The organism is Pelomicrobium sp. P1 (assembly GCF_052805615.1).
In genome coordinates this window covers 129,057-141,322 of the sequence record NZ_JBRBEM010000011.1, presented here as the reverse complement: position 1 = coordinate 141,322, position 12,266 = coordinate 129,057, and the positions used below count along the sequence as shown (strand labels likewise).

Sequence of the window (12,266 nt, the reverse complement as noted above, 5' to 3'; positions counted from 1 at the left end):
GCATTCCCACCCCCATGTTCACGCCCCTTTTCGTGATCGCGCGCACTACGGGCTGGTCGGCCCACGTGATCGAGCAGCGCCAAGACGGCAAGATCATCCGCCCGAGCGCGAACTACATCGGCCCCGAACCCCGCCCTTGGGTACCCATCGAACAGAGGGGGTAGGAGGAGTCCGGCCCGCGGGGCGATGCCCCGCGGGATACCGGACCCTGGCCGTCCCTTGCATGAGCCTGCGAAGGAGAACCATGGAAGCACAATTCTCAAACGTCCGCCCCGCTCCCGACCAGGAGCTCACAGACATCGCCGATTACGTCACCCGGTATGAGATCAGGAGCGAGGAGGCCTATTCCACCGCCCGGCTGTGCCTGATGGATACCCTAGGCTGCGGGCTGGAAGCTCTGGGCTATCCGGCCTGCACCAAGCTGCTGGGTCCCATCGTGCCGGGCACGGTGGTTCCCCACGGTGCCCGCGTCCCGGGCACCCAGTTCCAGCTCGATCCGGTGACGGCCGCCTTCAACATCGGCACCATGATTCGCTGGCTGGACTTCAACGACACCTGGCTCGCCGCCGAGTGGGGCCACCCTTCCGACAACCTGGGGGGCCTCCTGGCCACCGCCGACTGGCTGTCCCGCACCGCCATCGCCCAGGGCAAGCCCCCCCTCACCGTGCGCCACGTGCTGGAGGCCATGATCAAGGCCCACGAGATCCAGGGGGTGATCGCCCTGGAGAACAGCTTCAACCGGGTGGGCCTGGATCACGTGATCCTGGTGAAGGTGGCCACCACCGCCGTGGTGGCCCGCATGCTGGGGTGCACCCACGAGGAGATCATCAACGCGGTGTCCAACGCCTGGATCGACGGCCACAGCCTGCGCACCTACCGCCATGCCCCCAACACGGGCTCGCGCAAATCCTGGGCGGCGGGCGACGCCACCAGCCGGGGGGTGCGCCTGGCGCTGATAGCGAAGAAGGGTGAGATGGGCTACCCGTCCGCCCTCACCGCCAAGACCTGGGGCTTCTACGACGTGCTGTTCCGCGGGCAGCGGCTCAAGTTCCAGCGGCCCTACGGCTCCTACGTGATGGAGAACGTGCTGTTCAAGATCTCCTTCCCGGCGGAGTTCCATGCCCAGACCGCGGTGGAATGCGCCATGCAGCTCCATCCCCAGGTGAAGGACCGGCTCGAGGAGATCGACAGAATCGTGATCCGCACCCACGAGTCCGCTATCCGCATCATCGACAAGAAGGGACCCCTTCACAACCCGGCGGATCGGGACCACTGCCTCCAGTACATGGTGGCGGTGCCGCTGATCTTCGGCCGGCTGACCGCCGCCGACTACGAGGACGAGGTGGCCGCCGACCCGCGCATCGACCGGCTGCGGGAGAAGATGGAAGTGGTGGAGGATCCCCAGTTCAGCCGGGACTACCTCGACCCGGACAAGCGCTCCATCGCCAACGGCGTCACCGTCTATTTCAAGGACGGGACCAAGGCCGGGGAAGTGGTGGTGGAGTACCCCGTCGGCCACCGGCGCCGCCGCAGCGAGGGCATTCCCCTGCTGGAAGCCAAATTCCGCACCAACCTGGCGCGCCGCTTCCCGCCGAAGCAGGCTTCGGCCATCTTCGCCCTATGCCAGGACCAGAAGACCCTGGAAGCGACCCCGGTGCACGAATTCGTCGACATGTTCGTGATCTGACTTGCGTGGCAGCATCGATCCACCTCATACGCGAACCCGGTCAGGGACCGAGAAAGGACTTCAGGCCATGAGCCACAATCTCTTCCATTCGCTCAAGGAATTCGCCCCCGCCAAGGGCAGGAAGGGCAAGCTCTATTCCCTCGCCGCCCTGGAGAAGGCCGGCCTGGGGAAGGTGTCCCGCCTGCCCGTGTCGCTGCGCATCGTCCTGGAGTCGGTGCTGCGCAACTGCGACGGCAAAAAGATCACCGAGGAGCACGTGCGGGAGCTCGCCGCCTGGCGTCCCAACGCGCCCCGTACCCAGGAGATCCCTTTCGTCGTCTCCCGCATCGTGCTACAGGACTTCACCGGCGTGCCCCTGCTGACCGACCTAGCGGCCATGCGCGGCGTCGCCCAGCGCTTGGGCCGGGATCCTAAGCTGATCGAGCCCCTGGTCCCCGTGGACCTGGTGGTGGACCACTCGGTGCAGATCGACTACTACGGGAGCCGGGCGGCGCTGGACCTCAACATGAAGCTGGAATTCCAGCGCAACCGGGAGCGCTACCAGTTCATGAAGTGGGGCATGCAGGCCTTCGACAGCTTCCGCGTGGTGCCGCCGGGCATCGGCATCGTGCACCAGGTGAACCTGGAATATCTGGCGCGGGGCGTGCATCGCAAGAACGGGGTCTACTTCCCCGACACCCTGGTAGGCACCGACAGCCACACCACCATGATCAACGGCATCGGCGTAGTGGGCTGGGGGGTGGGGGGCATCGAGGCGGAAGCGGGCATGCTGGGCCAGCCGGTGTACTTCCTCACCCCGGACGTGGTGGGGGTGCACCTCAAGGGACGGTTGCGCTGGGGCGTGACCGCCACCGACCTAGTCCTCACCATCACCGAGATGCTGCGCAAGGCCAAGGTGGTGGGCAAGTTCGTGGAGTTCTTCGGCGAAGGCGCGGCGGCCCTTCCCGTGCCGGATCGGGCCACCATCGCCAACATGGCCCCCGAATACGGCGCCACCATGGGCTTCTTCCCCGTGGACGACAAGACCGTCCAGTACCTGGAAACCACGGGCCGCACCCAGGAAGAGGTCTCGGCGTTCAAGGCCTATTTCCAGGCCCAGGGGCTCTTCGGCATGCCCAAGACCGGCGACATCGATTACAGCCAGGTGCTGGAGCTGGATCTCGGCGCGGTGGAGCCGTCCCTGGCCGGGCCCAAGCGACCCCAGGACCGGATCCAGATCGGGCAGGTGAAGACCCGGTTCACCGAGCTTTTCGCCAAGCCCATGACCGAGAACGGCTACAACAAACCCAGGGGGGAGCTGGGCAAGCGCTACCGGGCCACCCTGGCTCCGGGCAACCCGGCGAGTGGCGGCGGCGTGATCGCCCCCGAATCCGTGAACGCCGGGGCGCCCGTGGACGTGGTGGAGATGGTGGATAACCGCCCCACCCCCGACCTGGTCACCCTGGAGCGCCCGGCGCCGGAGACGGTGGAGATCGGCCATGGGGACGTGCTGATCGCCGCCATCACTTCCTGCACCAACACCTCCAACCCCAGCGTGCTGATCGCCGCGGGCCTCCTGGCCAAGAAGGCGGTGGAGAAGGGGCTCACCGTCAGGAAGCACATCAAGACTTCCCTCGCCCCCGGATCCCGAGTCGTGACCGAATACCTGAAGCGCTCGGGACTCCTCCCTTACCTGGAGAAGCTGGGCTTCTACGTCTCCGCCTACGGCTGCACCACCTGTATCGGCAACGCCGGTCCCCTCGATCCCGGCATCGAGGAGGCGATCGTGAAGAACGACCTGGTGTGCGCGGCGGTCTTGTCGGGCAACCGCAACTTCGAGGCCCGCATCCACGCCAACATCAAGGCCAACTTCCTGGCGAGCCCACCCCTGGTGGTGGCTTACGCCATCGCCGGCACCATGCTCAAGGACCTGATGACCGAGCCCCTGGGCATCGGCAAGGGGGGCAAGCCCGTATACATCGGCGACGTCTGGCCCAGTCCTCAGGAAGTAGCCGACGCCCTGCAGTACGCCACCGACCCCAAGGTGTTCCGGCGGCTGTATTCCGATTTCACCAAGGACAACGCCCTGTGGGAGAGCATCCCGGCGCCCGAGGGGCAGGTCTACGACTGGCCGGCGTCCACCTACATCGCCGAGCCGCCCTTCTTCAAGGACTTCGACCTGCAGCCGGGCGCGGTGCCGGACATCCTGGGGGCGCGGGCGCTGGGCATCTTCGGCGATTCCCTCACCACCGACCACATCAGCCCGGCCGGCGCCATCAAGGAGGACTCCCCGGCGGGCCGCTACCTCATCGAGCACGGCGTGGGCAAGGCGGACTTCAACAGTTACGGGGCCCGCCGGGGCAATTACGAAGTCATGGTGCGCGGGACCTTCGCCAACGTGCGGATCAAGAACCTGATGCTGCCCCCCAAACCCGACGGCAGCCGGGTGGAGGGGGGCTACACCCTGTACCAGCCCAGCGGCGAGCAGATGACCATCTTCGAGGCGGCCATGCGCTACCTCGCCGAGAGAATTCCCACCGTGGTCTTCGGCGGCGAGGAATACGGCACCGGGTCGTCCCGGGACTGGGCCGCCAAGGGGACCCAGCTCCTGGGGGTGAAGGCGGTGATCGCCCGCAGCTTCGAGCGCATCCACCGGTCCAACCTAGTGGGCATGGGCGTGCTGCCGCTTCAATTCAAGGGCTCCGACAGCGTCCAGTCCCTGGGCATCCGCGGCGACGAGCGCTTCGACATCCTGGGCCTTAAGGATATCCGCCCCCAGCAGGACGTGGACCTAGTGATCCACCGCCGGGACGGCTCCCGCCAGCAGGTGACCTTGCTCTGCCGCATCGACACCCCGATCGAGGTAGACTACTTCCGACACGGCGGCATCCTGCCCTACGTCCTGAGGCAATTGATGGCGTCCTGAGCGACACGCCCGTTCACCCCCAGGGGCCTGTCCGGCTGTGCCGGGCGGGCCCCTGCCGTTTCCGGGGTCCGCCCGGGACGGAGTAAAATTCCCGAAACGGCGCAGCGGGCCGGGGCTTTCCAGGAGGTAACACAGATGGCGGAGAAGGTCGTGAAAAGCGACGAGGAATGGAAGAGACTGTTGACCCCCGAGCAGTACCGGATCACCCGGCATAAGGGCACAGAGCGGGCCTTTACCGGCGAATACTGGGACTGCAAAGAGCCGGGCCTCTACCGCTGCGTGTGTTGCGGAGCGGCGCTTTTCAGCTCCGAGACCAAGTTCGATTCCGGCACCGGCTGGCCCAGTTTCTGGGAACCCGTTTCGCCGGACGCGGTGGCGACGGAAGAGGACTATTCCTTTTTCATGCAGCGCACGGAAGTGTTGTGCAGCCGCTGCGACGCCCACCTGGGCCATGTATTCGACGACGGTCCCCAACCCACGGGGCTGCGCTATTGCATCAACTCCGCCGCCCTGCGCCTGGACCCCGGGAAGGAATGACTAGCCTCACCCAGGCTGCCAGAGTGCTGCTCGCTGCCCACGAGGCCCGGGGCGGTCAAGGCGAAGGCGCGACACCCGCCCAGTTGATCGAGGCCCTGGAGCAGGCCCTGGCCGCTTTCGCCGCCCTGGACCGGGCCCACGGCCCCACCGGAGCGCTGGAGGACGAGGACCCCAGCACGCTGGGAGAATACGCCCTGGCGTGCCTGTCCGATCTCAACCTCTGGGTCCACTGGTTGGGTTGCAGCGAAGAGCGCCAATGGCTGGATCAGGCCACGCTGGACGTGGCCGACTGGATCGTTCGCCACGGGGGCCAGCTGCGCATCCTGGAGCCCCTGGTGAACGCCTTCGCCGCCCGGGCGAATCGCCTGCAGGCGCGGGAGGCCCTGGCAGCCCTGTTCGACGCCATGGGTCCCTTCATCGACCGGGTGGACCTGGCCATCCGGACCGACCCGGACCGGGCCGCGCCCGAGCACCCGTGGCGCATCCTGCTCTCCAACTACGCTATCGTGGCCACCCGCACCCAGGATCCCGAGCGCATGGCCAGGGCCTACCGCTTGATGGAAGCCTGGCTGCCCGAAGCGTGCCCGGAGTTCTTCGAGGAGGCGCTACGCCAATCCCGCAAACCCGTGTACGGAGACGAGGTGCGGACCCTAGTGCGGGAATACCACCGGCGCTGGACCGTGCGGCATTGATCCCCTCGTGCTACAATATGCCCCTTTGATCCTCCATTCGTGATCGCCCGCGACCTCCTGGCCGTCCGGCTGCCGACCCGTTCGTGAAGCTCCTGTTCGATCTTTTCCCGGTCATCGTCTTTTTCGTTGCGTTCAAGCTTCAGGGCATCTACGTCGCCACGGCCGTCGCCATCGCGGCCACCTTCGTCCAGATCGGTTGGGTCTGGTGGCGGCGGGGCGCCGTGGACACCATGCTGTGGGTGAGCATGGCGGTGATCGTGGTCTTCGGCGGCGCGACCCTTTTGCTCCAGGACGAAACCTTCATCAAGTGGAAGCCCACGGTGCTCTACTGGCTGTTCGCGCTCGCCCTGGCCGGAGCCCGGGTCTTCTTCGGCAAGAATCTGATCCGGGTCATGCTGGGGGGGCAAATGGCCCTGCCCGACCCGGTCTGGGCCCGGCTCAACCTGAGCTGGATGGCCTTCTTCGCCGGAATGGGCGCAGCCAACCTCGCCGTCGCCTATACCCTCTCCACCGAGAGCTGGGTCAACTTCAAGGTGTTCGGCGCCATGGGCCTGCTCCTGCTTTTCGTGCTGGCGCAAGGCGTCATGCTGGCGAAATACTTGCAGGATGAGCGCGGCGGATAGCTGCCCATGCTCTACATGATCTTCGCGGAAGACGCCCCCGACAGCTTGGAGAAGCGGCTGGCTGCGCGACCGGCCCACCTGGAGCGCCTGAGGGCCCTGCAGCAGGCGGGCCGCCTGGTGCTGGCGGGGCCGCTCCCCGCCCTCGACAGCCCCGACCCCGGGCCTGCGGGATTCTCCGGCAGCTTCATCGTGGCTGAGTTTCCCTCCCTCGCCGACGCCCGGGCCTGGGCGGAGGCCGATCCTTACGCAACGGCGGGCGTCTACGCCCGGGTCACGGTGCGGCCGTTCAAGAAGGTGTTGCCGGTATGAGCACCGAGGAACGGATCCGGGAGCGGCTGAAAGCCCTCGCGCCCGAAGCGCTGGAGGTGGTGGACGAGAGCGCTCTCCACGCCGGCCACCAAGGGGCGAAGAGCGGCGGCCACTACCGGCTTACCGTGGTTTCCCCCCGATTTGCCGGCCAGAGCGTCATGGCGCGGCACCGGATGATTTACGAAGCCCTGCGCGACCTGATGCAGAAGGAGATTCATGCCTTGAGCATCCGGGCCCTCGCCCCCGACGAGTTTTAACCCCTTTACCCCAAGGAGTGTCATGACCCCCGTTTGGAATCGAATCACCCTGGCCGCGGCCTTCGCCGCGGCCGCCCTCTCGCCAGCGCTCCATGCCCAGGAAAGCGCCAAGCCCCCCGCCAAAGAAAGCAAGGCGGCCGTCGTGAACGGCGTCGTCATCCCCCAATCCCGGGTCGACCAATTGGTCAAGGAGCGGGTATCCCAAGGGCAGCCCGACACCCCCCAGTTGCGGGAGAGCGTGAAAGAGTCCCTCATCACCCAGGAGGTGGTGACCCAGGAGGCCGTCCGCCAGGGCATCGACAAACGCCCCGAAGTGGCCACCCGGCTGGAGCTCGCGCGCCAGAACGTGCTGATCCGCGCCTACCTGGAGGACTACTTCGCCAAGAACCCCGTCACCGACCAGGCGGTCAAGCAGGAATACGATCGGCTGAAGGCCCAACTGGGGGACAAGGAATACAAGGCGCGCCACATCTTGGTGGAGACCGAGGCGGAAGCCAAGAGCCTGATCAGCCAACTGAAGGGCGGGGCGAGCTTCGAGAAGCTGGCGGCGGAAAAATCCAAGGACCCCGGCTCCAAGGAAAACGGGGGCGACCTGGGCTGGAACTCGCCGGCGAGCTACGTCAAGCCCTTCGCCGAGGCCCTCACGAAACTGCAGAAGGGCCAGACGACCCAGCAGCCGGTGCAGACCAGCTTCGGCTGGCACGTGATCAAGCTGGAGGACGTGCGGCCCCTCAAGGCGCCTCCCTTGGAGGAAGTGCAGGACAACATTCGCCAACAGCTCCAGCAGCAGGCGCTGATGAAGCTGGTGGCCCAGCTACGCCAGAAGTCCAAGATCGAATAACGGCGAGCGGGCCCGCTAAAAGGTGTTCTCCACCCGGGTGATCTGGGGGAACTCCTGGCGGATCGCCCGCTCCACCACGTGCTTCAAGTCCAGCACGGAGCGCGGGCAGCCGACGCAGTTGCCCTTGAGCCGCACCCGCACCACCGTGCCGACGATTTCCACCAGCTCCAGGTCGCCCCCGTCCCGCAACAGCACCCGCCGGGCCCGCTCCAGGGCCGAGCGGAGCTCTTCCTCGGTGGGCGGCGGCGCGTCGGGGGCGGCGACGACCCGGGCCTCCAGCTCCCGCGCCAGCATCGCCTGCCGGCGGGAGATGCGCAGCGCCAGCATCGGGTCCCGTTCGTAGAGGGCGTCCAGCTCCTCTTCGGTGTAAAACGGCGGATCGTAGGTTTTGCTTTCTCCGCCCATCGGACTCACCCGATCCACCTCCGGGCATTGCGGAACATCCTCAGCCAAGGTCCCTCCTCGCCCCATTCGTCCGGGTGCCAAGAAAACTGCACGGTGCGGAACAGCCGCTCGGGGTGGGGCATGAGGATGGTAAAGCGCCCGTCCCGGCTAGTGAGCCCCGTGATGCCCCGGGGCGAGCCGTTGGGATTGCAGGGATAGATTTCCGTGGGCGCGCCTCGGTGATCGATGTAGCGCAGCGCCACCAGGGGAAGGGCGGCCTCGAGCCGCTCCTCGTCGGCGAACTCGGCGTAGCCCTCCCCGTGGGCCACCACGATGGGCAACTGGCTTCCTTCCATGCCGGAGAAGAACAGGGAGGGGCTACGGGTCACCTCCACCATCACCAGGCGCGCTTCGAACTGGTCGGAGCGGTTGCGCACGAAATGGGGCCAGGCCTCCGCCCCCGGGATGAGATCCCTGAGGCTCGCCATCATCTGGCAGCCGTTGCACACCCCCAGGGCGAAGGTGTCGCCGCGGCGGAAGAAGGCCTCGAACGCCTCCCGCGCCCGGATGTTGAACAAGATCGACTTGGCCCAGCCTTCCCCCGCTCCCAGCACGTCGCCGAAGGAAAAGCCGCCACAAGCAGCCAAGCCCTGGAAGCCCGCCAGGGTTTCCCGGCCGGCGATCACGTCGCTCATGGTCACGTCCACCGCCTCGAACCCGGCCCGGTGGAAGGCAGCCGCCATCTCCACCTGCCCGTTCACCCCCTGCTCCCGCAGGATGGCCACCCGGGGACGGACGCCGGTGGCGATGAAAGGAGCGGCCACGTCGTCGGCCGGGTCGAAGGCGAGGCGCGCCGAAAGGCCCGGATCGGTCTCGTCCAACAGCCGGTCGTGGGCTTCCTGGGCGCATTGGGGATTGTCCCGCAGCTTCTGCAGCTCGTAGCTCGTCTCGCTCCAGGCCCGCTGCAGATCGGCGCGGCTCGCCGCCAGCACCGTCACATTGTTGTGGATGAACTCGATCCGGTCGTTATCGGTCAGCCCACCGATCACGTGGAACTCGGCCCCCAGGCCCGCTTCGACGAAGGCCTGCATCACTGTCTGGCGGTCGCGCCGCCTGATCTGCAGCACCGCGCCCAGCTCCTCGCTGAACAGCACCTCCACCATGCGCCGGTGGTACACGCCGCCCATGGGCTGGGTGCGGATCTCGGCGGCGTCCACATCGCCCAAGTGGGTCAAGTAGCAAAGCGTGTCCAGGAGCACGTAGAGGCCCGTGTGGCCAGCAAAGGCCATTTCGCATAAGGTGGCGAAGAGACCCCCGTCGGAGCGGTCGTGATAGGCGAGGATCCTGCCTTCCGAGCGCAGCCGCTGCACGGTGGCGAAGAACGCTTTGAGCTTGTCCGGATCGTCCAGATCCGGCGCCCGATCGCCCACCTGGTTATAGACCTGGGCGAGGGCCGAGCCCCCCAGCCGGTTGCGGCCGCTGCCCAAATCGATCAGCACCAGCTCGGTCTCTCCCGCGTCGGTGCGCAACTGCGGCGTAAGGGTCGTGCGCACGTCCGCGACCGGCGCCACCGCGGTGACGATAAGGGAAAGGGGGGCGGTGACTTCCTTGCGCTCCGGCGCGTCCCATACCGTCTTCATGGACAGGGAATCCTTGCCCACCGGGATGCTCACCCCAAGGCGAGGGCATAGCTCCAGCGCCACCGCCCGTACCGTGTCGTAGAGGGCCGCATCCTCCCCGGGATGGCCCGCCGCCGCCATCCAGTTGGCGGAGAGCCGGATGTCGCCTATGGAGGCCACCGGCGCCGCGCACAGGTTGGTGATGGCCTCCCCCACCGCCATTCGTCCCGACGCCGGAGCGTCGATCAAGGCCAGAGGCGAGCGCTCCCCCAGGGCGAAGGCTTCGCCCCGGTAGGTGTCGAATCCCATACAGGTCACGGCCACGTCGGCCACCGGCACCTGCCACGGTCCCACCATCGGATCCCGGACCGAAAGCCCCCCTACGGTGCGGTCGCCGATGGTGATGAGGAAGGTCTTGTCCGCCACCGCCGGCAGTCGCAGCACCCGGTACGCCGCCTCCTCCAGGGAGATGGGGTACGGGTCGAAGGGCGGTAGCCGCCGGTGCAAACGGTTCGCCTGGCGGGTCATCCGGGGAGGCTTCCCCAGGATGACCGCCAGGTCCACGTCTACCGGGCGGTTGCCGAACACCGGGTCCGTCACCACCAGGCGCCCGTCCCCGGTGGTCTCCCCCAGCACGGCGTAGGGGCAGCGCTCCCGCTCGCACAGGGCGGCGAAGCGTCCCAGGTCCTCGGGAGCGATGGCGAGCACGTAGCGCTCCTGGGACTCGTTGCACCAGATCTGCATGGGGGACATGCCCGGCTCCTCGGTGGGGATCCTGCGCAGATCCACCCGGGCGCCCCGCCCCGACGCGTGTACCAGCTCGGGCAGCGCGTTGGCGAGCCCCCCGGCGCCCACGTCGTGGATTGCCAGGATGGGATTGGCCTCCCCCAACTGCCAGCAGCGGTCGATCACCTCCTGGGCGCGCCGCTGCATTTCCGCGTTGCCCCGCTGGACCGAATCGAAGTCCAGGTCGGCCACGTTGGCCCCGGTATCCATGCTGGAGGCGGCCCCTCCGCCCAAGCCGATCAGCATGCCGGGCCCCCCGAGCTGGATGAGGAGCGCACCCACGGGCAGCTCGCGCTTGAACGCTTGCCGCTCCAGGATGTTGCCGATCCCGCCGGCGATCATGATGGGCTTGTGGTAGCCCCGCACTTCCCCCGCCACCTCCACCTCGAGGGTGCGGAAGTAGCCGCCCAGGTGGGGCCGGCCGAATTCGTTGTTGAAGGAGGCGGCGCCGATGGGGCCCTCCAGCATGATTTCCAGGGCCGAGGCGATGCGCTCGGGCTTGCCATAGGGAGGCCGGCCCGGGACGTCTCCTTCCCACGGTTGCAACCACCCGGGAATCCGCAGGTTGGAGACGGAGAAACCGGTCAATCCCGCCTTGGGCTTGGCGCCCCGGCCGGTGGCGCCCTCGTCCCGGATCTCCCCGCCGGCGCCGGTGGCCGCCCCCGGGAAGGGGGAAATGGCCGTCGGATGGTTGTGGGTCTCCACCTTCACTAGGATGTGAAGGTCCTCCTCGTGGAAGCGGTACACCCGGTCCTGGGCGTCGGGACCGAACCAGGCCACCCGGGCGCCCCGGATGACGGCGGCATTGTCCGAATAGGCCACCAGCGTGTCCCGGGGGCGCCGGGCGTGGGTCGTACGGATCATGCCGAACAGGGTGTCCGGCTGCTCCACCCCGTCGACCACCCAGCGGGCGTTGAAGATCTTGTGGCGGCAGTGCTCCGAGTTCGCCTGGGCGAACATCATAAGCTCCACGTCGGTGGGGTTGCGCCCCGCCGCCTGGAAGCTCGCCGCCAGGTAGTCGATCTCGTCCTCGGAGAGGGCGAGCCCCAGGACCCGGTTGGCCTCCTCCAGGGCCGCCCGGCCCCGGGCCATGAGGTCCACCTCCTTGAGGGGAGCGGGCTCGTAGTGGCGAAACAGCCGCTCCGCATCCTCCAGGGTGGGGAAGACCGCCTCGGTCATGCGGTCGTGGATCAAGGGGGCGAGCGCCGCCTGATCCTGAGGTCCCCAAGGCCCCTCCATCATCACCCGGTAGACCACGCCCCGCTCGATGCGCTCCACGGCGCTGAGCCCGCAGCGCCGGGCGATGTCGGTGGCCTTGGACGACCAGGGGGAGAGGGTCCCCGGCCGGGGCACCACCAGGAGCATGGGAGCGGCCGCCTCCTCCGGGGAGGGGGCAACCCGGGCGGAAGCCGGTCCGTAGCTCAAGAGGGAAGCGAGGACAGCGCGGCGCTCCGGCTTGAGCTCCCCCCGCAGGGCGACGAAGTGCCAGTACCGGGCGTCCACGTCCCGCACGGCGGGGAGCTGGGCCCGAAGGCGGGCGAGGAGCTTGTCGCGCCGGAATGGGGTAAGGGCCCGAGGGCCGGGCAGGCGCAGGATGGAGGTTTCGCGCAGCATTTAGAAAAGTTT

11 protein-coding genes are annotated in these 12,266 nt (G+C 67.6%); 9 read left to right on the top strand and 2 right to left on the bottom strand.

What is annotated here, in order from left to right:
* The 9 genes from ACUVYZ_RS12210 to ACUVYZ_RS12170 form a co-directional block, all read left to right on the top strand.
* The coding region (locus ACUVYZ_RS12210) for a citrate/2-methylcitrate synthase (protein ID WP_446033068.1) at positions 1-164 on the top strand (164 nt) is incomplete at its 5' end.
* An 80-nt stretch (positions 165-244) separates the two neighbouring features.
* A complete protein-coding gene (locus ACUVYZ_RS12205) occupies positions 245-1,687 on the top strand; it encodes a bifunctional 2-methylcitrate dehydratase/aconitate hydratase (RefSeq protein ID WP_439934716.1) in 1,443 nt (480 codons plus the stop codon).
* A 67-nt stretch (positions 1,688-1,754) separates the two neighbouring features.
* Positions 1,755-4,592: an aconitate hydratase gene (locus tag ACUVYZ_RS12200; RefSeq protein ID WP_439934715.1), complete on the top strand. Its 2,838-nt coding sequence runs from the start codon at positions 1,755-1,757 to the stop codon at positions 4,590-4,592.
* 135 nt (positions 4,593-4,727) lie between these two features.
* Entirely contained in the window at positions 4,728-5,129 is a 402-nt protein-coding gene (gene msrB / locus ACUVYZ_RS12195; RefSeq protein ID WP_439934714.1) for a peptide-methionine (R)-S-oxide reductase MsrB, read from the top strand.
* Positions 5,126-5,821 (top strand): hypothetical protein, encoded by a 696-nt coding sequence (locus tag ACUVYZ_RS12190; protein ID WP_439934713.1) that lies wholly within the window; start codon positions 5,126-5,128, stop codon positions 5,819-5,821. Before msrB ends, ACUVYZ_RS12190 begins: the two co-directional genes overlap by 4 nt.
* Positions 5,822-5,904: 83 nt before the next feature.
* Positions 5,905-6,444 (top strand): septation protein A, encoded by a 540-nt coding sequence (locus tag ACUVYZ_RS12185; protein WP_439934712.1) that lies wholly within the window; start codon positions 5,905-5,907, stop codon positions 6,442-6,444.
* A 6-nt stretch (positions 6,445-6,450) separates the two neighbouring features.
* Positions 6,451-6,753 (top strand): YciI family protein, encoded by a 303-nt coding sequence (locus tag ACUVYZ_RS12180; protein ID WP_439934711.1) that lies wholly within the window; start codon positions 6,451-6,453, stop codon positions 6,751-6,753.
* Complete coding sequence (locus ACUVYZ_RS12175; RefSeq protein ID WP_439934710.1) at positions 6,750-7,010, top strand: BolA family protein; 261 nt, start codon at positions 6,750-6,752, stop codon at positions 7,008-7,010. Before ACUVYZ_RS12180 ends, ACUVYZ_RS12175 begins: the two co-directional genes overlap by 4 nt.
* A 22-nt stretch (positions 7,011-7,032) precedes the next feature.
* On the top strand, positions 7,033-7,851 hold the full coding sequence (locus ACUVYZ_RS12170; RefSeq protein ID WP_439934709.1) for a peptidylprolyl isomerase: 819 nt from the start codon (positions 7,033-7,035) through the stop codon (positions 7,849-7,851).
* A gap of 15 nt (positions 7,852-7,866) precedes the next feature.
* Here ACUVYZ_RS12170 and ACUVYZ_RS12165 read toward each other — a convergent pair whose 3' ends face one another.
* A complete protein-coding gene (locus ACUVYZ_RS12165; protein WP_439934708.1) occupies positions 7,867-8,304 on the bottom strand; it encodes a NifU family protein in 438 nt (145 codons plus the stop codon).
* Positions 8,262-12,254: a phosphoribosylformylglycinamidine synthase gene (gene purL / locus ACUVYZ_RS12160; protein ID WP_439934707.1), complete on the bottom strand. Its 3,993-nt coding sequence runs from the start codon at positions 12,252-12,254 to the stop codon at positions 8,262-8,264. The genes ACUVYZ_RS12165 and purL overlap by 43 nt, the downstream gene beginning before the upstream one ends.
* Between the last annotated feature and the right edge of the window lie 12 nt (positions 12,255-12,266).